Annotated in this window: 22 protein-coding genes and 1 pseudogene; 5 read left to right on the forward strand and 18 right to left on the reverse strand. The window is 61.4% G+C overall.

Going from position 1 to position 22111, the window contains the following annotated elements; translation table 11 throughout:
• Positions 1 to 2 precede the first annotated feature (2 nt).
• Positions 3 to 1580, reverse strand: a complete 1578-nt coding sequence (locus CXQ80_RS09760; RefSeq protein WP_101318853.1) for a cyclic diguanylate phosphodiesterase — start codon at positions 1578 to 1580, stop codon at positions 3 to 5.
• A gap of 302 nt (positions 1581 to 1882) precedes the next feature.
• Between CXQ80_RS09760 and hppD the strand changes: the two genes are divergently transcribed.
• A complete protein-coding gene (gene hppD / locus CXQ80_RS09765; RefSeq protein ID WP_101318855.1) occupies positions 1883 to 2959 on the forward strand; it encodes a 4-hydroxyphenylpyruvate dioxygenase in 1077 nt (358 codons plus the stop codon).
• 24 nt (positions 2960 to 2983) lie between these two features.
• On the opposite strand, the gene CXQ80_RS09770 is transcribed toward hppD, so the two are convergent.
• Positions 2984 to 3748, reverse strand: coding sequence for a CSS-motif domain-containing protein (locus tag CXQ80_RS09770; protein ID WP_157831735.1), 765 nt, complete (start codon positions 3746 to 3748; stop codon positions 2984 to 2986).
• A gap of 306 nt (positions 3749 to 4054) precedes the next feature.
• Here CXQ80_RS09770 and CXQ80_RS09775 point away from each other — a divergent pair, with 306 nt between their 5' ends.
• Positions 4055 to 4222 carry a hypothetical protein gene (locus CXQ80_RS09775; RefSeq protein ID WP_371918901.1) on the forward strand — a complete coding sequence of 56 codons (168 nt, stop codon included), beginning with the start codon at positions 4055 to 4057 and terminating at the stop codon, positions 4220 to 4222.
• 88 nt (positions 4223 to 4310) lie between these two features.
• On the opposite strand, the gene CXQ80_RS09780 is transcribed toward CXQ80_RS09775, so the two are convergent.
• The 10 genes from CXQ80_RS09780 to CXQ80_RS09825 form a co-directional block, all read right to left on the reverse strand.
• Positions 4311 to 5366: a HEAT repeat domain-containing protein gene (locus CXQ80_RS09780; RefSeq protein WP_101318859.1), complete on the reverse strand. Its 1056-nt coding sequence runs from the start codon at positions 5364 to 5366 to the stop codon at positions 4311 to 4313.
• A gap of 96 nt (positions 5367 to 5462) precedes the next feature.
• On the reverse strand, positions 5463 to 6026 hold the full coding sequence (locus tag CXQ80_RS09785) for an NUDIX hydrolase (RefSeq protein ID WP_101318861.1): 564 nt from the start codon (positions 6024 to 6026) through the stop codon (positions 5463 to 5465).
• A gap of 2 nt (positions 6027 to 6028) precedes the next feature.
• On the reverse strand, positions 6029 to 6781 hold the full coding sequence (locus CXQ80_RS09790) for a GntR family transcriptional regulator (RefSeq protein ID WP_101318863.1): 753 nt from the start codon (positions 6779 to 6781) through the stop codon (positions 6029 to 6031).
• 88 nt (positions 6782 to 6869) lie between these two features.
• The gene (locus CXQ80_RS09795) at positions 6870 to 7259 is read right to left on the reverse strand and encodes a carboxymuconolactone decarboxylase family protein (RefSeq protein WP_101318865.1); all 390 of its coding nucleotides are present in this window, start codon (positions 7257 to 7259) and stop codon (positions 6870 to 6872) included.
• Between the two features lie 101 nt (positions 7260 to 7360).
• Complete coding sequence (locus CXQ80_RS09800) at positions 7361 to 7846, reverse strand: flavin reductase family protein (RefSeq protein WP_101318867.1); 486 nt, start codon at positions 7844 to 7846, stop codon at positions 7361 to 7363.
• 14 nt (positions 7847 to 7860) lie between these two features.
• Entirely contained in the window at positions 7861 to 9342 is a 1482-nt protein-coding gene (locus CXQ80_RS09805) for an aldehyde dehydrogenase (RefSeq protein WP_101318869.1), read from the reverse strand.
• Positions 9339 to 10172, reverse strand: a complete 834-nt coding sequence (locus CXQ80_RS09810; RefSeq protein WP_101318871.1) for an alpha/beta fold hydrolase — start codon at positions 10170 to 10172, stop codon at positions 9339 to 9341. The genes CXQ80_RS09805 and CXQ80_RS09810 overlap by 4 nt, the downstream gene beginning before the upstream one ends.
• A gap of 64 nt (positions 10173 to 10236) precedes the next feature.
• Positions 10237 to 10827 carry an amino acid synthesis family protein gene (locus CXQ80_RS09815; RefSeq protein WP_101318873.1) on the reverse strand — a complete coding sequence of 197 codons (591 nt, stop codon included), beginning with the start codon at positions 10825 to 10827 and terminating at the stop codon, positions 10237 to 10239.
• A gap of 224 nt (positions 10828 to 11051) precedes the next feature.
• Entirely contained in the window at positions 11052 to 12095 is a 1044-nt protein-coding gene (locus CXQ80_RS09820; protein ID WP_101318875.1) for an LLM class flavin-dependent oxidoreductase, read from the reverse strand.
• Positions 12096 to 12191: 96 nt separating this feature from the next.
• Positions 12192 to 12677 (reverse strand): flavin reductase family protein, encoded by a 486-nt coding sequence (locus CXQ80_RS09825; RefSeq protein WP_101318877.1) that lies wholly within the window; start codon positions 12675 to 12677, stop codon positions 12192 to 12194.
• A 317-nt stretch (positions 12678 to 12994) separates the two neighbouring features.
• On the opposite strand from CXQ80_RS09825, the gene CXQ80_RS09830 reads away from it, so the two are divergent.
• Positions 12995 to 14398 (forward strand): cytosine permease, encoded by a 1404-nt coding sequence (locus CXQ80_RS09830; RefSeq protein ID WP_101318879.1) that lies wholly within the window; start codon positions 12995 to 12997, stop codon positions 14396 to 14398.
• A gap of 37 nt (positions 14399 to 14435) precedes the next feature.
• On the opposite strand, the gene CXQ80_RS09835 is transcribed toward CXQ80_RS09830, so the two are convergent.
• Both CXQ80_RS09835 and CXQ80_RS09840 read right to left on the reverse strand, forming a co-directional pair.
• On the reverse strand, positions 14436 to 16061 hold the full coding sequence (locus CXQ80_RS09835; RefSeq protein WP_101318881.1) for a methyl-accepting chemotaxis protein: 1626 nt from the start codon (positions 16059 to 16061) through the stop codon (positions 14436 to 14438).
• A gap of 233 nt (positions 16062 to 16294) precedes the next feature.
• Positions 16295 to 17497 carry an NAD(P)/FAD-dependent oxidoreductase gene (locus CXQ80_RS09840; RefSeq protein ID WP_101318883.1) on the reverse strand — a complete coding sequence of 401 codons (1203 nt, stop codon included), beginning with the start codon at positions 17495 to 17497 and terminating at the stop codon, positions 16295 to 16297.
• A 197-nt stretch (positions 17498 to 17694) separates the two neighbouring features.
• Between CXQ80_RS09840 and CXQ80_RS09845 the strand changes: the two genes are divergently transcribed.
• Entirely contained in the window at positions 17695 to 18237 is a 543-nt protein-coding gene (locus CXQ80_RS09845) for an Rrf2 family transcriptional regulator (protein ID WP_101318885.1), read from the forward strand.
• A gap of 9 nt (positions 18238 to 18246) precedes the next feature.
• Here the strand turns inward: CXQ80_RS09845 and CXQ80_RS09850 are convergent, their stop codons facing one another.
• Together CXQ80_RS09850 and argC are read right to left on the reverse strand one after the other, a co-directional pair.
• Positions 18247 to 18933, reverse strand: coding sequence for a GNAT family N-acetyltransferase (locus tag CXQ80_RS09850; RefSeq protein WP_101318887.1), 687 nt, complete (start codon positions 18931 to 18933; stop codon positions 18247 to 18249).
• Between the two features lie 78 nt (positions 18934 to 19011).
• Complete coding sequence (argC, locus tag CXQ80_RS09855) at positions 19012 to 19953, reverse strand: N-acetyl-gamma-glutamyl-phosphate reductase (protein ID WP_101318889.1); 942 nt, start codon at positions 19951 to 19953, stop codon at positions 19012 to 19014.
• Positions 19954 to 20092: 139 nt separating this feature from the next.
• Between argC and CXQ80_RS09860 the strand changes: the two genes are divergently transcribed.
• On the forward strand, positions 20093 to 20974 hold the full coding sequence (locus tag CXQ80_RS09860) for a LysR family transcriptional regulator (RefSeq protein WP_101318891.1): 882 nt from the start codon (positions 20093 to 20095) through the stop codon (positions 20972 to 20974).
• A 78-nt stretch (positions 20975 to 21052) separates the two neighbouring features.
• On the opposite strand, the gene CXQ80_RS09865 is transcribed toward CXQ80_RS09860, so the two are convergent.
• Both CXQ80_RS09865 and CXQ80_RS24970 read right to left on the reverse strand, forming a co-directional pair.
• Positions 21053 to 21727 carry a response regulator transcription factor gene (locus CXQ80_RS09865; protein ID WP_101318893.1) on the reverse strand — a complete coding sequence of 225 codons (675 nt, stop codon included), beginning with the start codon at positions 21725 to 21727 and terminating at the stop codon, positions 21053 to 21055.
• Positions 21724 to 22035, reverse strand: a pseudogene (locus CXQ80_RS24970) (hypothetical protein); the annotation flags it as partial. The gene CXQ80_RS09865 and the pseudogene CXQ80_RS24970, both read right to left, overlap by 4 nt.
• Positions 22036 to 22111 lie beyond the last annotated feature (76 nt).

The raw sequence follows: 22111 nt of genomic DNA on the forward strand, positions 1-22111 counted from the left end.
GGTCAGCTGGGTATGATCTCAGGGCGAACCCCCTTGGGCAACTGCGGACGAGCCGCCAACGCCTGCAGAAAGTCCTCCAGCGGCATCGGCCGGGCAAACAGGTAACCTTGCTGAAAGTCCACGCCGTGACCTTGCAGATAATCGCGCTGCGTGGCTGTTTCGACACCTTCGGCGACAATGCCCAGGCCCAGCTTGGCCGACAGTTCGATGATGCTCTCGAGGATGTGCTGCGACAGCGCGTCACCGCCGATCATGGCGACAAAGCTCTGATCGATCTTGAGGTAATCGACCTTGAACTGACGCAGGTAATTAAGGCTTGACTGGCCGGTGCCAAAGTCGTCGAGGGCGATCATCACGCCCATATCATGCAGTTTGGCAAACAGCTCGAGCGCAACCGGGGTGGCCTCAAGCAACTTGCGTTCGGTGAGCTCCAGGGTCAAGGCAACTCGCCCAGGAGGAAAGTGCTGCAGGAACGTCCGGCAATCTTCCAGCAAGCTCAGATCCTGGCAGTGGTCGGCAGTGATGTTGATGCCGATATGAAAGCCGTCTTCCAACAGGGCCGCGTAGGGCGCGAGGCTTTGAGCGGTGTGCAGCATGAGGGCGCGGGTCATCGCGACGATCTGCCCGCTGTGTTCTGCATAGGGGATGAACAGGTCAGGGCGCACCAGACCTTCGCGCGGATGGTTCCAGCGCATCAACACCTCGGCCCCGGCCCAGTGGTAATCACCCTTGCGTACTACAGGTTGGAAGTAGGGTACGAATTCGTTGGCCTGTAGCGCCCGATCCAGCTCCGCGCGTGGGGACGATGCACGGCGCAGTTGCCAGCGGCAGACACCTGCGGCCGCGACGCCCAGCAGCAGTAACAGGGCCATCACCGCAGGGTACTGCTGACTGATCAGTTCGACCTGCTCGCCTGCGGCAAAACCGCCATGGACACTGAACGGATAACGCGTCGAGGCCTGCTCTACTGCGGCGCTGGGCGATGCAGGCGGAGTGCCTTGATGAACTATGCCATCTTGGCCCATCCAATTGCCGCCGACGCGCAGGTACAGCTGCTGACCGCTGCCAATGAGCCGCAAGGCAGTGAGCAGATGGTCACTGTCGACAATGGTGAGCGCCGCGCGTTGTGCGTTGCCTGCACGATAGACCAGCAAGGCATGCCCTGGTGTGACAGAGTTGCCATCCATCAGCCACATACGGTCGTCAGTGTAATGAATGGGGCTGACAGCCTCCTGATGCTCGCCAAACAATGACGTACAGTAGAGGATGTTGTCGCTGACCAGATTGGCTGAGCGCACAAAAGAATTGCGCGTGACCTCACTGCGCAGCGCGACCGCAAGCTGCGCGCACGGCTGCCCTGCCAGTGGCAGCAGGGCCTGGGCTGCCGTTGCCAGGCTGTCAAGAATGTGCTCGACATGGGCAACGACCAGACGGCTGGTTTTCTCGCTGGCCTGATACATGTCACGCTGGCTTTGCCAAGCCATTACACCAACCCCGCACAACACAGGCAGAAGGCCCGCCAGCCACGGGAGCAGGGCATGCCAACGACGGCGTCCGGGATGTTTGTTTGAAAGGGGCATGTGGACCTGAATATGACGATGACCTGCCTAGGATAGCCGCTGGTCGGGCTGAGCGGACAACTAAAAGCGCGACAAACCCATTTACGCCCTATAGAATCCAATTACGAATAAAACAATAAAGTCCTCTCATGCTGAGGGCCAAGCCGCCGAGAATGTGCCCCTATGCCACACCATGGGTTCAAATTGATCATTGGTACTTTCCTCGCCCGCAGCGTGCGTGGCATCCCCTGCTCGCCACCCCGGCTGTCCGCCATCGAACGCAACTGAATAATCGTTATTACGCAGTAGATGAGGACACGAACATGGCTGATATCTTCGAAAACCCGATGGGCCTGATGGGCTTTGAGTTCATTGAACTGGCATCGCCGACGCCGGGCGTGCTGGAACCTGTATTTCAGATACTGGGTTTCACCAAGGTCGCTTCGCACCGCTCCAAAGATGTCCACCTGTACCGCCAGGGCGACATCAACCTGATCCTCAACAACGAGCCCAAAAGCATTGCCTCGTACTTTGCTGCCGAGCATGGTCCGTCGGTGTGTGGCATGGCCTTCAAGGTGCGCAACGCCCATGAAGCCTATGCGCGTGCACTCGAGCTGGGCGCGCAGCCGGTGGAGATCGAAACCGGCCCGATGGAGCTGCGACTGCCCGCCATCAAGGGCATTGGTGGTGCGCCGCTGTACCTGATCGACCGTCACGAAGAAGGCAGCTCGATCTACGACATCGACTTCAAGTTCATCGAAGGCGTCGAGCGCAATCCGGTCGGTGCGGGGCTGAAGATCATCGACCACCTGACCCACAACGTCTACCGTGGGCGCATGTCGTATTGGGCCAACTTCTACGAGAAGCTGTTCAACTTCCGCGAAATTCGCTATTTCGACATCAAGGGTGAATATACCGGCCTCACCTCCAAGGCCATGACTGCGCCGGATGGCATGATCCGTATTCCGCTGAATGAAGAGTCGTCCAAGGGCGCCGGCCAGATCGAAGAGTTCCTGATGCAGTTCAATGGCGAGGGCATCCAGCATGTCGCCTTCCTTACCGATGATCTGCTCAAGACCTGGGACGCGCTCAAAGCTCTGGGGATGCGCTTCATGACCCCGCCACCACAGACCTACTACGAGATGCTTGAAGAGCGGCTGCCAGGCCACGGCGAGCCGGTGGACCAGCTGCAGCCGCGCGGCATTCTCCTCGACGGCGCGGCTGAATCAGGTGACAAGCGCCTGCTTCTGCAGATCTTCTCGGAGACCTTGTTGGGACCAGTGTTCTTTGAATTCATCCAGCGCAAGGGTGATGACGGTTTCGGTGAAGGCAACTTCAAGGCCTTGTTCGAATCGATCGAGCGGGATCAGGTGCGTCGCGGCGTTCTGGACGTGCAATGACGGCTGGCGCACCCTGCTTGTGGTTCAGGCAGTGGTGCGCTCTCGCTTGCGCCGAGCGCGGAGTATGCCCCAGTAGGTAATGGCGGCAGTCAGCAGACCTACCAGCGTCAGCGAGGGCAAGACCTGAACCATCAGCATACGCGCCTCTGACAGCGTGTACCCCGCTGGATAGCCCACGTTCACCCGATAGTCATGCCGAGTCGATGGCGTACTGCGGAAGAATTCGCTCTGTGAAGGTTGTTGCTGATCGCGGCTATCGCCTTGACTCCAGAGATAAGCGTCCTCGAACTCCAGTACCAACACAAGCCCATCCTGAAAACCCTGCAGTTCTCTGCGCAGCTCAATGCCATAGCTCGTCGCAATGATGCCTGGGCCATCGTTGCTCAACCGGTATTCGACCATCACGCCATTGGGCGTTGTCGGCGAGTCGAAATTCAGCCTGACCGTGCGTCCGGCGGCAATGTCGATGTGATGCGGAATGATCGTTGGCAAGGTGCTGCAGTACGCCAGATCATCTTTGGTCAGCTCCAGTGAGTGGATTCGCGGGTCGCTGGCGGTCATCGCTCGCAGTTGTTCGATCACGTTGTCACACGCCTGGCCGCTGAACTGGCTGGCGGTACTGGCCGTGAGCAACAGACTGTCCAAGCGTCGATCGATCGCGAACAAAGCCTCATGGGCCGATATGCGCGCGTTTTCGTCTAACTTGCGCTCCAGCTGGTAGTACATCACGGTCAGCCCGGAAACGATCGGTATCAGCCCGACCGCCGAGACTAACAGCAGCTCCAGCAAACTACGCCCTGTGTGCATGAGTTTTGACATCGACAACATCCTTCCCTCTGGTGCTGTCCGCGTTTGGACAACTGGCAGACCAGATTACGTAGGGCGCGACACCGCAGATGTAGGCTTATGTCGATTCAGCTTTGGGGAAACACCAGCTACGCTGTGGGAGCTCGGAGCAAAGCGGGGTCAGAGGTCTCCTGCTTGCCTCGCAAATCCGGCGTTGCAGTGGATCAACTTCCAGCAGATCATGCGCATTAAGTAGTCAGCGAGCCGAGGTCAAGGAATCCAGACAGTGGTCGCCAGGTGGCGCAGGCGATGCGGCGGCTGCAACCGCAGCAGAAGATCCTGTTCATAACCGGCTACAGCGAGCACCCGATCGAGCAGGCCTTGCTCGACCAACCCGATACGGGCTTGATGCTCAAGCCATTCTCGCTCGCACTGCTGGTTGCTCGCGTACAGAGTATGCTGACCGAGACAAAGTGATAGAGCGCTGGCTAACAGTTTGTACAGCCCGCGTCGCCTCTAACCCCAGTCCTGAAGTCTCGGACAGAGTGCAATTGGTTGCCAGGTGCTACAAGCCTTGTTGCAGAATTGGATCGTCCGGGTTCTGGCGCTCTAGCTCGGCCAGCAGCACTTGCACATTCTGCAATTGCCCGGTCTCCTTCCAGTACTGGATCAACAAAAGCCGCGCGTTGCGACTGGCAGGTTGCCGGTCGAGGATGGTTTGCAGCTGCTTCTGGGCGGCTTCAACCTGCTCAAGCTGATGCAAGGTGACCGCCAGCATGTAGCGGTAATCAGTGTTTTCCGGCTCCAGTTCAACCGCGCGGGCAAACGCCAGCAAGGCATATTCGGTTTGCTGATGGCGATTGAGCCACAGACCGAGATCGTGCTGCAGAAAGGCCGAGTCTGGCTGCAGCGCCAGCGCTTTGGCCAAAACCTGGCGAGACTCGTCGTGCAAGCCTTGGCGTTCGAGCAGGCGTACCTGGACGGCGAGGGCATCCAGGTTTTGCGGGCTCAGCTGCAAACTGCGCTGCAGGGCCAAAGCGGCATGTGCGTAATCATCCTCATGCAGGTACAACCGGGCCAGATGCACTTGCGCAGCGCTGTCTTCCGGTTGCGCCAGAAGGGCTCGTTGGTAGGCTTCGAGGGCTTGTTGCAGCGGCCCGAAATACAAGCCGATGGCGTCCGCGTCGAGGCCGAGCAGAGCATCTACTGCCGCGAAGCGCACACTTGGCTCGTCATCATCAAGCATAGGCCCAAGCGCCAGGCTGCGTTGGCCGGCAGGCAACAGGCGGCGAATACTCTCGATGGCTGCGCGACGTACCATCGGGTCATCGTGTTGCAGGTCAAGCCTGGCGAGCTCCAGCGCTTTTGGCGAGGGATAGTTGGGCAACTCGGCATACAGTGCTGCGCGCCGGATGGGCGTCAGGTCTTCACGCTGCAACTGTTGATAGAGCACCCGCGCAGCTCCTGGCAGGCCGTCGTGGGCCTGGCGCAGCGCTTTGCCATAACTGTGCGGCGCGACTGCCGGGACGCTAATTTCGACATCACGCGAGCAGTAGCCGAGGGTGGCCGATACCAGGACCAGAGCGAACACGGCGATCAGGTACAGGCGGTGTCTGGGCATTGGCAGGTCCGGTGGTCAGGTAGCACTGAGCTTGGGCCAGCCGCCGCCTAAATGCAATGCGGGAGGGCGCGTGGGCGTCGCTAGACAACACCGCAGTCAGCGAATGAAATGCACCTTGCCGGTGTCGTCATTGCCCATGTAGATCCCGTACACACCCGCCTGACGCTCCAGGATATAGCGCTCGAGAATCTGTCGGATGGCCGGGTAGTAGATCTCGTCCCAGGGGATCTGGTCAGGCTCGAAAAACTTGTAGGCGAGGGTCTCGGCACCGAACACGCCGGTTTCAGCGGTGGCGATGGCGCGGAAGACGATATACACCTCGCTGATTTTGGCCACGCTGAAGATCGAGTAGGGCGAGACGATTTCGGCCTGTACGCCGGTTTCTTCCCAGACTTCACGCAGCGCCGCCTGTTCGGTGGTTTCGCCGGCTTCCATGAAACCTGCCGGTAGCGTCCAGGTGCCAGGGCGCGGGGGGATCGCGCGCTGGCACAACAGGTACTTGCCATCGCGCTCGATGATGCAGCCGGCGATGATTTTCGGGTTGATGTAATGGATGTAGCCACAAGCGCCGCAGTACAGGCGCTCATGGGTATCACCGGAAGGTACGCCCCGGGCAAGCTCGGTAGTGCAGTACGGGCAATAGCGCGGGGCGTTGGGCATGGTCAGCGGCCTATGCGAGGGTCCTTCAGGGCCAGGGGCGCAACGATCTCGCGCACCTTGGTATTGTCGTCCTGCTTCTGGCGCAGGTAGTCCAGCGCCACTGCAGCGGCAGCGCGTACGTGATCGACCGAGGCCTGGTGTGCGGCCAGCGGGTCGCCACTCTTGATCGCCGCAACGATCTTTTCCATTTCCTTGTTGCTGGCGCCACGGCGGTTCTGTTGCGACACCGAGGTCGCTCGCAGGTAGCTGATGCGTGCCTGCAACTGACGCAACTGGGTTGCCGCGACATGGTTGCCGGAGCCTTCCAGGAGCACGTCGTAGAAGCCTTGCACCGAGTCGATCACCTGTTGCAACTCGCCATCTTCAAGCGCTTCGCGGTTGACTTCGAGCGCGCGCTCGAGGGCGCGGATGTCCTTGGCCTTGGCGTTGAGGGTGAACAGCTGGACGATCAGGCCCTCGAGTACACAGCGCAGCTCGTAGATGTCACGGGCATCTTCCAGGGTGATGATCGCGACCCGCGGGCCCTTGGCGTCGGCAAATTCGACCAGGCCTTCGGATTCGAGGTGGCGTAGCGCTTCGCGGACCGAAGTACGGCTGACGCCGAGGCGGTCGCACAAGTCGCGTTCGACCAGGCGGTCACCGGGTAACAGGTGAAAGTTCATGATCGCGTTGCGCAGCTTGTCGAGCACGATCTCGCGCAGGGTAACGGGGTTGCGGTTGACCTTGAAGCTGTCGTCGAGTGGCTGGCGTTTCATCAGGTGCGCTCTTTATGAGGCTGTTGCGCCAACCTCGCGAAGCACCACGAACCGGGGCGCTCCTTGCAGTGGTTCGAACAGCCCGCTGTTAACGGGTTGACTCCGCGTCGGCTTCGGCAAATGCCTCGCGGGCCAGCCGGAAGCTGTCTACCGCCGCCGGCACGCCGCAATAAATGCCGACCTGGAGCAGGATCTCGCGAATCTGTTCACGGCTCAGGCCATTACGCAAGGCGCCGCGGATGTGCAGCTTAAGCTCATGGGGCCGATTGAGCGCGGAAATCATTGCCAAGTTTATCATGCTGCGCTCTTTGAGCGACAAACCATCACGGCCCCAGACATGCCCCCAGCAGTACTCGGTGACCAGGTCCTGCAGCGGCTTGGTGAACTCATCGGCGTTCTGCAGAGAGCGGTTGACGTACTCTTCGCCCAACACCTGCGTGCGGATCTCCAGGCCCTTTTGATACTTGTCGTTGCTCATGGCAGTGCTCCGCAATAAAACAGGGGCCGCGAACAAGGGTGAGGTTCGCCGCAGCCCCCAAAAAAGTCAGCGCTGCGCCAGGCAGCGCGGTGGCACTCAGGTCAGCCGAGCGATGGCAGGGCGCCGAGCTTGCCACGATGGTAGACCATCGGCGTCACCGGCTCGGCCGGCAGCACCAGGTTTTTCACCGCACCGACGATGATCGCGTGATCGCCGCCGTCGTATTCGCGCCACAACTCGCACTCGATGATCGCGGTGGCCTTGGTCAACAGCGGGTTGCCCAGCTCGCTGAGCTGCCACTCGATGCCCTTGGCCTTGTCTTTGCCCTTGCCGGCAAAGGCATAGGCTTCGGCGGTCTGCCCGGCCGACAGCAGGTGAATGGCAAACTGCTTGCTGTCTCGCAGGATCGGGTAGCTGTCCGAGGCGTAGTTGGGGCAGAACAGCACCAGCGCCGGCTCGATCGACAGCGCACTGAAGGCGCTGGCAGTGATGCCGACGATGCCGCCGTCGGCGTCCAACGTGGTAACGACCGTGACGCCCGAGGGAAACGAGCCCATCACGTCTTTGTAGATGCCAGGTTCGATCATCTTGGCAGTGCTCCTTAGCGCATCACGAAGGGGTCGGGCATGGGCGCGGTGGACAGGTTGATCCACACGGTCTTCAGCTCGGTATAGGCCAGCACCGAATCGATGCCACTTTCACGGCCGTAGCCGCTGTTCTTGAAGCCGCCGATCGGCGCCATGGCCGAGACTGCACGGTAGGTGTTGACCCAGATGATCCCCGAGCGCACGTCACGGGCCAGCCGGTGGGCGCGGCCCAGGTCGCGGGTCCAGATACCTGCCGCCAGGCCGAACTGCGAGTCGTTGGCGATCGCCAGGGCCTCTTCTTCGGTCTTGAAACGAATGACCGCCGCAACCGGGCCAAATACTTCTTCCTGCATGATCTTCAGCGAGTTGCTGTCGCACTCGAACAGGGTCGGCTCGTAGAACCAGCCATCGCCCTCGACCTCGGCACGCTTGCCACCCATGCGCAGTTTGGCCCCCTCGGCGCAGGCTGCGGCGACCAGGCCTTCGACCACTGCCAGCTGCTGTGCTGTGGCCATCGGGCCCATTTCGCTCTGCTCGTCCTGCGGATTACCGATGCGGATGCGTTTGGCCCGCTCGACCAGCCGTGCAACGAACTCGTCGTAGATTTCGTCCTGCACCAGCAGCCGCGAGCCGGCCACGCAGCTCTGCCCAGAGGCCGCATAGATACCGGCCACTGCACCATTGATGGCGCTGTCCAGGTCGGCGTCGGCGAAGATGATGTTGGGCGATTTGCCACCCAGTTCCAGCGACAGTTTGGCGAAGTTCTCGGCGCTACTGCGCACTACATGGCGGGCAGTCGCAGCGCCGCCGGTGAAGGCGATCTTGCGGATCAGCGGATGCCGGGTGAGGGCAGCGCCAGTGCTTGGGCCGTAACCGGTGACTACGTTGACCACGCCAGGTGGGAAACCGGCCTCAAGGGCCAGGCGGGCCAGCTCGAGAATGGTCGCCGAAGCGTGCTCGGACGGCTTGAGGACGATAGTGTTACCCGCGGCCAGCGCCGGTGCCAGCTTGATTGCGGTCAGGTACAGCGGGCTGTTCCAGGGGATGATGCCGGCCACTACACCCATCGGCTCATGCACGGTGTAGGCGAACAGATCAGGCTTGTCCAGCGGCAGGGTGCCGCCTTCGAGCTTGTCGGCCAGGCCCGCGGTGTAATGGAAAAACTCTGGCAGGTAACCGACCTGGCCGCGGGTTTCGCGGATCAGCTTGCCGTTGTCGCGGCTTTCCAGCTGGGCCAGGTGTTCTTTATTCTCGGCAATCAGGTCGCCAAGCCGGCGCAGCAGTTTGCCCCGCGCAGTCGCGGTGAGGCCGCGCCAGGCCTTGCTGTCGAAGGCGCGCTGGGCCGACTGCACGGCCTGCTCGACATCAGCTTCGTCGGCGTCGGGCAGTTGCGCCCAGACCTGCGCGGTGGCCGGGTCGAGGCTGTCGAAAGTCTTGCCGTTCTGGGCATCGCACCATTGGCCATCGATGCACATCTGGAAACGAACGAGGGTCATGCAACTATCCCCTTGGCGGATTCGGTGAGGGTGCGCGCTTGACTGAGGAAGTCCAGCAGCATCTTATTGACTTCACGCGGCGCTTCTACTGCCATCATATGCCGTTGTTCGGCGAGGACCACGCAATGTGCGCCGGGGATGCGTGCGGCGAGCTGGCGGGTCATGGCCGGAGTGGAGCCGGAGTCGAGTTCGCCGGTGGCGATCAGGGTTGGTGCCTGAATGCTGCCCAGATCGCTTTCGCGGTACATGTCCTGGGTGGCGAACAGCGAATAGGTAGTGTGGTAGCCCTGCGGGTCATTGCTGGCCAGGATCTGCTTGATCGCGGCAACCTGAGCCGGGTTGGCGGCCTTGTACTCGCGGCTGAACCAGCGCTCCAGGGCGGCGTCGACGTTGGCGTCCGGGCCCAGTTCGGCCGCTTGTGCCGCGCGGGCGATGACCCCGGCGCTCTGCTCGGGCGAACGGTTGAACACGCTGTTGAGCACCACCAGGGCCGTCAACCGCTGCGGATAATTCAGGGCAAAGGCCCGTGCCACCAGGCCGCCCATCGAGAAGCCGATAACCGTGGCCTGGGCGATCTGCAGATGGTCGAGCAGCTCGGCCAGTTGCGCGGCGTAGCCCTCAAGTGGGGTATCGGCGGCAGGCAACTGGCTCTGGCCGTGGCCGAGCATGTCGTAGGCTATGACCTTGTAGTCAGTGGCGAGGCCGACGATCTGGCCGCCCCACATTTCCTTGTTCAGGCCGACGCCGTGGATCAGTACCACAGGCTGGCCTTGGCCAGTCACCAGGTAGCTGGTGCCGGCGGGTGTGCGTTCAGCAACAGGCTGAATCATCGAGGGCGCTCCTTGAGCGTGAGGCGTGGCGCTGTGCGCACGCCCCGGCCCGTTGATCTAATTGTTATTGAGCTTTTTCGGCTGCCAGTTCTTCGAGGTCGATGTAGCGGTTGCCGATGCGCGGGTGCAGGCGGCCGCCGTCAGCGGCGCCCAGTACCACCACGATCTCGTCGGCACGTGGTGCATCTTCGATCTGCATTTCCAGGGTGATGTAGTGCGAACGCAGGCCTTCGTCATCCTTCTGCATCATTGGGATCTGGATCGAGGTGCCTGGGCCGCCACGCTTGTTGGTGAAGCTCAGGTAGCTCTTGGCTTGCACCGCTTCGCGGTAATGGTTGCCAAAGCGCAGGGTGTGGATCACCGCCGAAGCGTGTTCGATCTCGCCATCAGCACCGACGACCGCCGCTTTGCCGTAGGCCTCGATCTTGTCCGCGCCGCCGATGGCAGCAATCAGACGCTCGACCATCAACGCGCCGAGGTCGGAGCAATTGGCACGGATTTCCGGTTTCAGATCATCAACGAAACCGCGACCCGCCCATGGGTTCTTGATCACCACAGCCAGGCCGACCATGGTCACTGGTTTGTCGGTGGCCTTGCCGCCTTCGATGCGGGTTTCTTCGGAGTAGGTGACGATCTTGCGGATTTCGAAACTCATGGGTGGCTCCTGTCAAAGGTATCTGGTCTTGTTGTCTGATGGTATACCATAATATTTGTTCTGCAATAGCTTGATTGAAATTTCTCCGGCGAGAAGACGAAAGGCCGGGCAATCCAGTGATGCAGGTGCGGGGGGTAGATGATCGGCAAAAAAATGCCCGCTCTCGCAGGCGATCAAGCCCGCAGGAGCGGGCTGTTCCCGCAATGAATTCAGGTAATGGGAATTCAGTTGAAAGCCGGCACGACTTCCTTGATGAACAGCTCCAGCGACTTCTTCTTTTCGGCATGCGGCAAGCTGTTGTCACACCAGAAGCTGAACTCGTCGACGCCGAGCTCCTGGTAGTACTTGATGCGCGCAATGATTTCTTCAGGCGTGCCGATCATGGTGTTCTTGCGAATGTTGTCCAGCTCGAAGGCGGGCACTTCGGCAAACTTCGACTCCGGGCTCGGCTCGAGGAAGCCATTGACCGGAACGGTCTTGTTGCCGAACCAGGCATCGAAGGTGCGGTAGAAGCGCGCAATCGCTTTGGCGCCGATCTTCCAGCCATCTGGATCTGCAGCGCTGTGCACGTGGGTGTGGCGCAGCACCATCAGTTGCGGGCGCGGTACCTCTGGGTTGTTGTCCAGTGCGGCCTGGAATTTGTTTTTCAGGTCGAGCACTTCTTCGTCACCCTTCATCAACGGGGTGACCATCACGTTGCAGCCGTTCTTCACGGCAAAGTTGTGCGAGTCTGGGTCACGTGCGGCAATCCACATCGGCGGCATGCCGCTTTGGACTGGCTTGGGTACGCTGGTCGAAGTAGGGAATTTGTACACCTCGCCTTCGAAGGCGTAATCGCCTTTCCACAATTCGCGGACCGCCGGGACCATCTCACGCAGAGCCTTGCCGCCTTCAGTGGCGGGCATGCCATTGGCCATGCGGTCGAATTCGAATTGGTAGGCGCCGCGCGCCAGGCCCACTTCCATTCGCCCGTTGCTGATCACGTCGAGCAGGGCGCATTCGCCGGCTACCCGGATCGGGTTCCAAAACGGCGCGATGATGGTGCCGGCGCCCAGGCGAATCTTCTCGGTGCGTGCGGCCAGGTAGGCCAGCAGCGGCATCGGGCTGGGCGAAATGGTGTATTCCATGGCGTGGTGTTCGCCGATCCACACGGTGCTGAAACCGCCGTCCTCGGCCATCAGGGTCAGTTCGGTGAGGTCTTCGAACAACTGGCGGTGGCTGACCTGTTCATCCCAACGTTCCATGTGCACGAACAACGAAAATTTCATGGGGCATTCCTCAACGCTTGAATGTCGCGCCTGGCAGGGCAGGCGTCAGTGATCACAACGGACGCGCCTGGCATCCGTAGACAGAATAGGCAGTGCTCAGGCGAAGGCAGGCAGGCTGGCCATCTTGCCGCGGCAGTAGATCATCGGCTGTGGCGCTTGCTCAGGCACGATCAGGTTCTGCACCTTGCCGACCATGATGGCGTGGTCGCCACCTTCATATTCACGCCACAGTTCGCACTCGATGATTGCGGTGGCGTTGGCCAGCAGGGGATTGCCCAGCTCGCTCAAGGTCCACTCGATGCCAGCGGCCTTGTCCTTGCCCTTTTTCGCGAAGGCGTAAGCCTCGGCCTGCTGCTCGCCGGAGAGCAGGTGAATGGCAAAGCGCTTTTTGGCGATCAGGACAGGGTAGGAGTCGGAGCTGTAATTAGGGCAGAACAGCACCAGCGGCGGGTCCATCGACAGCGAGGAAAACGCGCTGGCGGTAAGGCCGACGATCTGGCCGTCGTCATCCAGGGTGGTGATGACGGTAACGCCTGACGGGAAGGAGCCCAGGACGTTCTTGTAGACGGTTGCGTCGATCATGAAGTGATCCTCTTCGCAGGGGAGCGGTGGTCCGCTTTTTATCGTTGATGTGTCTGATGGTATACCGTAATACTCGTTTTGCAAGCGCTAATTACGCATCTGGAAAAAACACGATGAAAGGCGCAAAGCCTTTGAGTACGGGGGATTGCCGTCAATTTAGATTGGCTTGGAAGGTTGCTGAACCGGATCAGTTACTGATTTTTAAGGCGGCGCAGTGTTGTCAAAAGTTTGGAATACCATAATATGGTCCGCAGCTGAGAGGCCGCCATGAGCGGTTTCCTACAACGATAAAAACGACCCTTTCGAGCTGAATTCCTATGTCCCAATCGTCGTCGCAGCACCAGTTTGTCGAGAATCACACGGTCGATTACGTTCCACCTGCAGAGCGCCACGGGAAGGCGCGCGACCTGTTCACCCTCTGGTTCAGCACCAACATCGCGCCACTGCCCATCGTCACCGGCGCCATGGTGGTTCAGGTGTTTCATCTGAATCTGCTGTGGGGGTTGATCGCCATCGCTCTAGGGCACTTGCTCGGCGGGGTGGTGATTGCCCTGGCCTCGGCGCAGGGGCCGCAATTGGGCATTCCGCAAATGGTCCAGAGCCGTGGCCAGTTCGGCCGCTATGGCGCTCTGCTGATCGTGTTCTTCACCGCGCTTATCTATGTTGGCTTCTTCATCTCCAACATCGTGCTGGCCGGCAAATCGATCCATGGCATTGCCCCCAGCGTACCGATGCCGACGGCAATCGTGATCGGCGCGCTCAGCGCCACGGCGATCGGCGTGATCGGCTACCGCTTCATTCATAGCCTCAACCGCATCGGCACCTGGGTCATGGGTTCGGCGCTGCTGGCCGGTTTCATCATGATGTTCGTCCAGGACCTGCCCGCCGACTTCTTCAGCCGCGGCAGCTTCAACTTGTCCGGCTTCATCGCCACTGTGTCGCTGGGCACCATCTGGCAGATCAGCTTCTCGCCCTACACCTCTGATTACTCGCGCTATCTGCCGCGCGAAATCGGCATCGCCAAGCCGTTCTGGGCGACCTATTTCGGTGCCACCCTGGGCACCATCCTGTGCTTCAGTTTTGGCGCGATTGCGGTGCTGTGCGTGCCGGAAGGCACTGATGCCATGGCGGCAGTGGAACAAGCCACTGGCTGGTTGGGGCCGATCCTGATGGTGCTGTTCCTGCTCAATATCATCAGCCACAACGCCCTCAATCTGTACGGCGCGGTGCTGTCGATCGTGACCGCGATTCAGACCTTCGCGGCGCAGTGGACTCCCAGCATCAAGGTGCGGGTGATCCTCGCTGCAGTGATTCTGCTCGGTTGTGGGATGGTTGCGCTGAACGCGTCGGCTGACTTCATCGGCCAGTTCATCGGGTTGATCCTGGCACTGCTGCTGGTGCTGGTGCCGTGGGCGTCGATCAACCTCATCGATTTCTACCTGATCAAGAAAGGCGTGTACGACATCGCCTCGATCTTCAGCGCCGATGGCGGCATCTACGGGCGCTTCAACCACCACGCGATCATTGCCTACGCCTGCGGCATCCTGGTGCAGCTGCCGTTTGCCAATACTGCGCTGTATGTCGGGCCGTACTCGAATCTGGTCGAGGGCGCAGATTTGTCGTGGTTGTTTGGCTTGTTGGTGACCTGCCCGCTGTATTACTGCCTGGCCACACGTGGCCAGACCCAGCGGGCTGGCAAGCCGCTACGCATCAACCCCTGATAGACAGCAGGGGCTGCCCGGCAGCCCCCTTGTACTGTCAAAGCTTGAACTGCGCCACCATCCCGTTCAGGTCCACTGCCAGGCGCGACAGATCCTGCGCCGCAGCGCTGGTCTGGTTGGCGCCCGCCGAGGTCTGCATCGACAGATCGCGGATGTTGACCAGGTTGCGGTCCACCTCTCGCGCCACCTGCGCCTGTTCTTCGGAGGCGCTGGCGATGACCAGGTTGCGCTGGTTGATCGAGGCAATCGCTTCAGCAATTACCTCCAACGCTTCGCCGGCTGACTGGGCCACTTCCAAGGTGCCGTTGGCGCGGCTGCGGCTGCTGTGCATGGCTGTCACGGCGCGTTCGGTGCCGTTCTGGATACCGGCAATCATCTGTTCGATTTCAGCGGTGGACTCCTGAGTGCGGTGGGCGAGGGCGCGCACCTCGTCGGCGACCACGGCAAAACCGCGGCCAGCTTCGCCAGCGCGGGCGGCTTCGATTGCCGCATTAAGGGCCAGCAGGTTGGTCTGCCCGGCGATGGCGCCGATCACGTCCAGCACGCGGCTGATTTCGTTGGCACTGGTGGCCAGTTGTTCGATTTCTGTTGAAGTGCCGCTGACGTCGTTGACCAGATGCTGGATCGAGCTGAGTGCCTGATTGACCTGATCGCGACCGTCACGGGTGCTCTGGTCGGCGCCTTTGGATGCATCGGCAGTGGTCACGGCGTTGTTGGCGACTTCTTCGACGGCGGCAGTCATCTGGTTGACCGCAGTGGCTGCCTGGTCAATTTCGGCACTTTGCTGATGCAGGCCGCGGCTGGTGTCTTCGGTCACGCTGTGCAGCTCTTCGGAGGCCGAGGCCAACTGGTCGGATGAGGCAGAGATCTTGCGCAGGGTGTCGCGCAGGCTGCTCTGCATCCGCGCCAGGGCAGCGAGCAGCAGGGCTGGCTCGTCCTGGCCTTGTACACGGATGTCCTGGGTCAGATCGTTGGTGGCGACGCGTTCTGCCACTGCGACGGCATCAGCCAAGGGCACGACGATGCTGCGGGTGAGCAGGATCGCGATGGCCACCAGTGCACCGAGGATGATCAACAGCGACACGACGATCACCGAAAACGCCTCATCGGCCACGTCGCTGCTGCGCTGGGAGGCCGCTTCGGCGCCATTGCTGTTGTAATCGAGCAGAGCGTCCAGGGCTTTCATCATCACATCGGCGGACTGCGCCATGGCGCCAGTCAATAACGCATTGGCCTCGTCAGCCTTGCCAGCCACTATCAAGCCGAGTACCTGCTTCTGCTGATCCAGATACTGGCGCTCGGCGGCGGCGAAGGTATTGAACAGGGCGCGATCATCAGCAGCGACGATGGTTGCTTCATAGGCCTTGATACCGCTGGCCAGTTGCTGGTTGATGCTGTCGACCAGGGCCATGCTGCTCTGGCGGGCACTTGCCTGTGTTTCCAGTGCGGTGCGCAGGGTAATGGCGCGGGCGCGGCCCAGATTGGTGCCGACGTCGCTCAAGGCAACCATGGCCGGAATCCAGGTATCGCGGATCTCATCGGTGGAGCGGTCCATCTGGCGGGTTTCGTACAGTGAGAGTAAGCCCATGACCAGTACCAGCACGCCCAGCAGGGTAAACACACTGGCGGCGCGAGTGCCGATCTTCATATTCCGTAATTGCATGGGAAGCTCCTTGACGATGGCTGGCAGGCGTCAAGAGCTGGTTCGGCGAAGCCGCGTCACCTGATAGGCGCCGGGCTCTCGATGCGCTGCGAAAGGGTGAGGTTGTTCCTCAATCGTGCTGATTGTTTTTTTCGATGATGCCACAGTGCCACTATTATTGACCACTCATTCAATGTAACTGCAACTTACGACAGTTTCGTCATTTTCTGACGAAACTGTCAGCTTTATTGCGCTCAGACGATAGCAATCGCGGGGTCGGCGGCAGCCAGCGCCGTGGCCCTGTCTGCGGCTGGCGGGTAGATCCATTGCGTGTTGATTTGCCGTTTGACTGCCTTGCCTTCCTCACCTTGCAGTTTCAGCTCGCGCTCCCAACCTTCGCTGAAGGTCGCGCCCCACGCGCCGAGGTCGAGGCAGGTGACATATTTGGGCTGGCGATAGACCACGGGCGTTAGCGCGAGTAGATCTGCTGCGGCGTTGTTGCCCGCATGGCGGCCCATAGGGATGGCGTGCTGGCAGGTCATCGGGGCATGGTTGCCGAGGTCATCGACGGCCGCCCAGGCAACGTCGCCGGTGGCATAGATGTGTTCCTGACCTTTGACCTTGAGATGCTCGTCTACCCGCAGCCGACCCTGGCCGTCGCGCTCGCCGGGTATTTGTGCCGTCAATGGGCTGGCCTGCACGCCGACGGTCCAGATCACTGTCTTGCTGGCGATGTAGTCGCCGTTGTCCAGCGTGACGCCGCCACTGTCGACTGCCACCACCGAGGTGCCGGGCAACCATTCCACGCCGGCTTGTTTGCAGGCGGCGACGATTGAGGGAGTGATCCCGGCGCCTAGTGCCGCGCCGATCTGTGCGCCGCGGTCGACCACCACTACGCGCAAGCGGGTGTCGGCGCCGAGCATGGCACGCAAACGCTCGGGCATTTCGGTTGCCGTTTCGATGCCGGTGAAACCGCCGCCGCACACCACCACGGTGTTGCGCGCAGGGGATCCCGGCAGCGCGGCGAGCGCGTGCAGATGCTGTTCAAGGCGCACGGCCGATTCCAGTTGGTCGACATCAAAGGTGTGCTCGGCCAGGCCGGCAATGTTCGGGCGCGCCACCTGGCTGCCGGCGGCGAGGATCAGGCGTTGATAGCTGATCCGTTGGTTGTTGCCAGCGCCGTCTGCATAGCTGACCTGGCTTCCATCCGGGTCGATCGCCCGGGCGTGACCCTCGATGAACTTCACCCCAACCGCATCGAACAAGGCGGTCAGAGGCGCCTGCAGGGTATGTGCCTGGGCCTCGTAAAGGCGTGGGCGGATGCGCATCTGCGGCTGAGGGGCGAGAACGGTGAGGCTCAACTCGCCGCGTTGCGCCTGGTCGAGCAAGCGCGCAGCGCTGAGTGCGCTCCACACGCCAGCAAAGCCTGCGCCGATGATCAGGATGTTGGTTTTCATGGGATTGCTCCGGGTGATTGAGAGGGACGAGACACCATCGAGCACAATCCTGTTGTCGCTCGAATAACTACGACTCTATTGGTCGTAGTTATAAATCACAAGCGTTTTGTTGATTGCGATCAGCGTCGAACCAGCCGGTCTTTGCCTACAGACGGCCACAGGCGTACCATTTGCGACTAATCCAGTCGGAGATTGATATGTCGCTTTACAGCGCCGGGGTTGAATACGGCATCCATTGCCTGCTGCTGTTGCTCGATGAGCAGGGTGAGAGCCGCGAAGCCAGCGTGCGTGATCTGGCCGAGCTGCAGGGGGTGCCTCAGGAATACCTGGCCAAGGTCTTTACCAAACTGGCTCGCGCCGGCCTGGTGGCGGCCACCGAAGGCGTGCGCGGCGGGTTTCGCCTGGCGCGGCCGGCGGCCGAGATCAGCGTGTTGGACATCGCCACTGCAATTGACGGGGCGAAGAAGATTTTCGATTGCCGCGAAATCCGCGAGCGCTGTGTGCTGTTCGAGGGCTCGGCGCCGAGCTGGGCGACCGAGGGCACCTGCGCAATCCACGCGGTGATGATCAGCGCGCAGAAACGCATGGAAGAGACCCTGGCCCAGCAGAGCATCCTTGATCTGGGGCAGCGCTTCGGGCGCAAGGCGCCGGCGCAGTTTGGCGAACAGCTCAACGACTGGATGAGCGATCGCCGCGAGGGCAAGGGCAGCGCCGGCGACATCCCTTTGACCGAGGTTTGAGCGGGGCGGTCAATGCACCGCTTGGCGCTGCCTGACGCAGGCCTGGGCCTGTAGCGCCAGTTCGTCAAGGCGCTCATCGCGGCGCTGTTCGGCGTCGATCATGGCGTCTTCGCCTTGCTGCTTGAGCAGGTAGGCATGGATCTGGCGCACTTCCAGCGTTTCATAGATCGGGGCGATATCCAGAGTGCCGACCAGCGCGCCGCTGGCGTGGCCGGTGCTGCTCATCAGCACTTGCGGGCCACGTGCCGCGACCACCTGCATGCCCATCTCTTCAAACCAGGGCACCAGCCCTGCGAAGGCATTCAGTTCGACACAGCTGTAGCGTGACTGCAGGTCAGCTAGCAGTGCGCGAGCGATGCCCTGGCGACGGTGGCTGGGCAGCACCACCATGAACGCCAGCGAGCAGGCCTGCGGGTCGTCCTGAGCGGGCAGAGTGAGCGCGAAACCCAGTAGTTGATCAGGCGCATCGGCATCCAGCGCGAGCAACAACTGCACGGCCAGCCCACGTGTGCCGTCCATGGCTTGCAGGTACTGGTGCACCTCAAGGCCGACACCGTATTGATAGAGCGGGTAGAGCGGGTTGTCACTGCTGATGGCGACACTACTCAGCTCGCCGACATGGTCGATCACCAACTGGCGGATCTGGTTCTGGAAGGATTCGGGCGGCACGCTGTCGAGGCGGCTGAGAATGAACATTGCAGGCAAAGCTCCGGCTGGCAAAAACACCCCGCGTCAACGGCAACGCGGGGTGACAGTCTACCCGGTTTTGCCGGTTCAGCTGTGCTCGGCGAACGCCGCCAGCATCAGGTCAAGGTTTTGGACCGCCGCGCCCGAGGCGCCTTTGCCCAGGTTGTCGAATACCGCAGTGAGCACAACCTGGCCGTGCTCCGGGTTGGCGAACAGGGCCAGGCGCAGATCATTGCTGTCGTTGAGCGCCTCTGGGTCCAGTGCTGCGGCTGGCCCGTGCTGGTGCAATGGCATCAACTGGACGTGACGGGCGTTTTGATAATGCTCCTGCAGGCAAGCTTGCAGATGCTCGGCATTCACCCCAGCAGGCAACAGCCGCAATTGCAGCGGGATGCTCAGCACGATGCCCTGGCGGTAATCGCCATAGCCTGGGAGAAATACTGGCCGCGCGCTGAGGCCAGCATGCTGCTGGATCTCCGGCACATGCTTGTGGGCCAGATCAAGGCCGTACAGCTGCAGCGTAGGCAAGCGTTCTGCGCGTGGCTGTTCATGCCGCTCGACCGCGGCCCGGCCGCCGCCGGAGTAGCCTGAGATCGCATGTACTGTCAGTGGATAGTCGGTGGGCAGCAGCCCGGCCTCGATCAGTGGCCGCAACAGGGCAATGGCCCCGGTTGGGTAGCAGCCAGGGTTGCTCACCCGCTTGGCCTGGGCGATGCGCTCAGGCTGCTGCGCATCCAGTTCCGGCAAGCCATACACCCAACCTGGTGCAGTGCGGTGGGCGGAGCTGGCGTCGATGACCCGCACCGCAGGGTTGCTGATCGCCGCTACCGCTTCGATCGCGGCGCCATCCGGCAGGCACAGCAGGGCGATATCGGCGCTGTTGATCGCCTCTGCGCGGCGCTGTGGATCCTTGCGCTCGGCTTCGGCCAGGGTCAGTAGGCGCAAATCGTTGCGCCCGTGCAGGCGGGCGTGGATCTGCAGGCCGGTGGTGCCTTGGTCGCCGTCGATAAAGACCAGAGGAGTGCGCATGGGGCGATGTCCGTGTAATAAGGAAGATGACCTATGCTCGCTCACGACTGGACGAATGGAAATTTGCATTTCATGATGGTCACGTTCAGAAATCATGAATCAGGGAGCGCTTCCGTGTCAGTCCATCTGCATCCAGCCCATGCGTGAAATCAGCCTCGACCGTTTGCGCACTCTGGTGGTGATTGCCGACCTTGGCTCGTTCGCTGAAGCTGCCCGCCAGCTCAACCTGGCGCCGCCGACCATCAGCCTGCACGTCGCCGAGTTGGAGGCCCGGGTAGGGGCGCCGCTGCTCAGCCGGACCCGCGGTCAGGTGCGCCCGACGGCCATCGGCGAGACGCTGCTGGTGCGGTCGCGAAAGCTGCTGGCAGACGCCGAACTGGCACTGGAGGAGGTGCGTCGACAGGTGCAGGGCTTGACTGGGCGGGTGCGGCTGGGCGCGTCGACTGGTGCCATCGCCCATCTGTTGCCGCAGGCGCTGGAGATGCTGCGGGTCGAGCATCCGGCGATTGATGTGCAGGTGCAGGTGTTGACTTCGCAGGCTTCGTTGGCGGGTCTGCGCGAGGGGCGGTTGGATATTGCTCTGGTGGCACTGCCGCAGGTGGCTGGCAAAGGCGTGCAGATTACGCCTTGGCGGCGGGATCCGATCATGGCCTATGTGCCCAGTGAATGGCGCCCGCCTGCGCGGGTGACGCCGGCGTGGCTGGCTCAGCGGGCGTTGATTCTCAACGACAGCAGTACTCAGTTATCGCGAGTGATTGCGCAGTGGTTTGGGGCAGCGGGGTTGTTTCCTGAACCGCGCATCGAGCTGAATTTCAATGACGCGATCAAGAGCCTGGTCGGTGCTGGGTATGGTGCGACGCTGTTGCCGCAGGAGGGCGAGGTGGCGGCGCTGGATCCGCGAGTGAGTCGGCGGCCGCTGCGGCCGGGGTTGTGGCGGCAACTGGGGATTGCTTGCAGGGTTGGTGAGATGGAGCGCGCCACCGGCTATGTGCTGGCGGCGTTGCAAGGGTTGCGGCAGTGATTTGAAGCGCACATGGTGTCTGTAGGAGCGCCCCGGCAAGGCCGCTCCTACAGAGTGCGTATGCTGCTGGCGGCCCTTTCAGTACTTCTCGCACAGCTGATACCCCAGCCCATGCACCGTGTGCAATAACGGGCTGTCGAACTGTTTGTCGATGATGCTGCGCAGGATATGGATGTTGCTGCGCAGGTTGTCGCCCTGCGGTGCGTCGCGTCCCCAGATGGTTTCTTCGAGCTCGCTGCGACGGACCAGGTTGGGGCTCTTTTGCATGAGCACCTCGAGCAGTTTGCGGCTGGTTGGCTTGAGCTTGAGCACTGTGCCGGCTCGGGTTACCTCAAGGGTGTCGAGGTCGAACTGCAGGTCGGCTACTACCAGCTTGCGACTGGCGCGCTGCTGGCGCCGAGCGACCACTGACTGCACCCTGGCCAGCACTTCGGACATGGCGAACGGCTTGACGATGTAATCGTCGGCACCGACCTTGAACCCGGTCAGGCGATCGCTCAGCTCATCGCGTGCGCTGAGCATGACGATCGCCACCTGCGAGCGCGAATGCTCGCGCAGGCTGTGGCAGATCTGATTGCCGTCGATGCCTGGCAACATGATGTCGAGGATGATGGCGTCAAAGTTGTTCGACGCCGCCAGATGCAGGCCGGTCAGGCCGTCCAGCGCGCCGGTGACCTCGTGGCCCCTGAGCTGGAGAAACTCGACCAGATTGTCGTGAATATCGCGGTGGTCCTCGATAACCAGAATTCTCATTGCTGTCCCTTGTGTTTGAAGCGCATCAACCGCGTGTCGATAACTCTTGAAGCCTTATGCCAACCGCTCAAAGCGGGCAAACGTGCAAGCCTCGGCGTCGGAGTCAGTACGGGCAAGCCCTGCAAGGCTGGCCGGCCATAGCAGAACAGGGCCGTCAGCCAGGTCGTCAACCAGACAAAGATCCCGGCCCAGAACGTATGTGACATGAAGTGCCAGCCTTGCAGTACCCGGGTGGTGCCATAGACCAAACCTAGCAAGACAATCCCCACCAACAGCAGCCGTGCGTGGCGCCATCGGGTGCGCAGTGACGGCTGCATGGCTCAACTACCTCTCTTGGCAATCAACCTGGGCCATTGCTCGGCGTTGGTCTGGACGAGAATGTGG

It is taken from the genome of Pseudomonas sp. 02C 26 (assembly GCF_002843585.1).
GTDB lineage: Bacteria > Pseudomonadota > Gammaproteobacteria > Pseudomonadales > Pseudomonadaceae > Aquipseudomonas > Aquipseudomonas shirazensis.

Coding starts and splice junctions, on each gene's coding strand:
- CXQ80_RS09760 (WP_101318853.1), bottom strand. CDS start 1,580: ATGCCCCTTTCAAACAAACATCCCGGACGCCGTCGTTGGCATGCCCTG.
- hppD (WP_101318855.1), top strand. CDS start 1,883: ATGGCTGATATCTTCGAAAACCCGATGGGCCTGATGGGCTTTGAGTTC.
- CXQ80_RS09775 (WP_371918901.1), top strand. CDS start 4,055: ATGCGGCGGCTGCAACCGCAGCAGAAGATCCTGTTCATAACCGGCTAC.
- CXQ80_RS09780 (WP_101318859.1), bottom strand. CDS start 5,366: ATGCCCAGACACCGCCTGTACCTGATCGCCGTGTTCGCTCTGGTCCTG.
- CXQ80_RS09785 (WP_101318861.1), bottom strand. CDS start 6,026: ATGCCCAACGCCCCGCGCTATTGCCCGTACTGCACTACCGAGCTTGCC.
- CXQ80_RS09790 (WP_101318863.1), bottom strand. CDS start 6,781: ATGAAACGCCAGCCACTCGACGACAGCTTCAAGGTCAACCGCAACCCC.
- CXQ80_RS09795 (WP_101318865.1), bottom strand. CDS start 7,259: ATGAGCAACGACAAGTATCAAAAGGGCCTGGAGATCCGCACGCAGGTG.
- CXQ80_RS09800 (WP_101318867.1), bottom strand. CDS start 7,846: ATGATCGAACCTGGCATCTACAAAGACGTGATGGGCTCGTTTCCCTCG.
- CXQ80_RS09805 (WP_101318869.1), bottom strand. CDS start 9,342: ATGACCCTCGTTCGTTTCCAGATGTGCATCGATGGCCAATGGTGCGAT.
- CXQ80_RS09810 (WP_101318871.1), bottom strand. CDS start 10,172: ATGATTCAGCCTGTTGCTGAACGCACACCCGCCGGCACCAGCTACCTG.
- CXQ80_RS09815 (WP_101318873.1), bottom strand. CDS start 10,827: ATGAGTTTCGAAATCCGCAAGATCGTCACCTACTCCGAAGAAACCCGC.
- CXQ80_RS09820 (WP_101318875.1), bottom strand. CDS start 12,095: ATGAAATTTTCGTTGTTCGTGCACATGGAACGTTGGGATGAACAGGTC.
- CXQ80_RS09825 (WP_101318877.1), bottom strand. CDS start 12,677: ATGATCGACGCAACCGTCTACAAGAACGTCCTGGGCTCCTTCCCGTCA.
- CXQ80_RS09830 (WP_101318879.1), top strand. CDS start 12,995: ATGTCCCAATCGTCGTCGCAGCACCAGTTTGTCGAGAATCACACGGTC.
- CXQ80_RS09835 (WP_101318881.1), bottom strand. CDS start 16,061: ATGCAATTACGGAATATGAAGATCGGCACTCGCGCCGCCAGTGTGTTT.
- CXQ80_RS09840 (WP_101318883.1), bottom strand. CDS start 17,497: ATGAAAACCAACATCCTGATCATCGGCGCAGGCTTTGCTGGCGTGTGG.
- CXQ80_RS09845 (WP_101318885.1), top strand. CDS start 17,695: ATGTCGCTTTACAGCGCCGGGGTTGAATACGGCATCCATTGCCTGCTG.
- CXQ80_RS09850 (WP_101318887.1), bottom strand. CDS start 18,933: ATGTTCATTCTCAGCCGCCTCGACAGCGTGCCGCCCGAATCCTTCCAG.
- argC (WP_101318889.1), bottom strand. CDS start 19,953: ATGCGCACTCCTCTGGTCTTTATCGACGGCGACCAAGGCACCACCGGC.
- CXQ80_RS09860 (WP_101318891.1), top strand. CDS start 20,093: ATGCGTGAAATCAGCCTCGACCGTTTGCGCACTCTGGTGGTGATTGCC.
- CXQ80_RS09865 (WP_101318893.1), bottom strand. CDS start 21,727: ATGAGAATTCTGGTTATCGAGGACCACCGCGATATTCACGACAATCTG.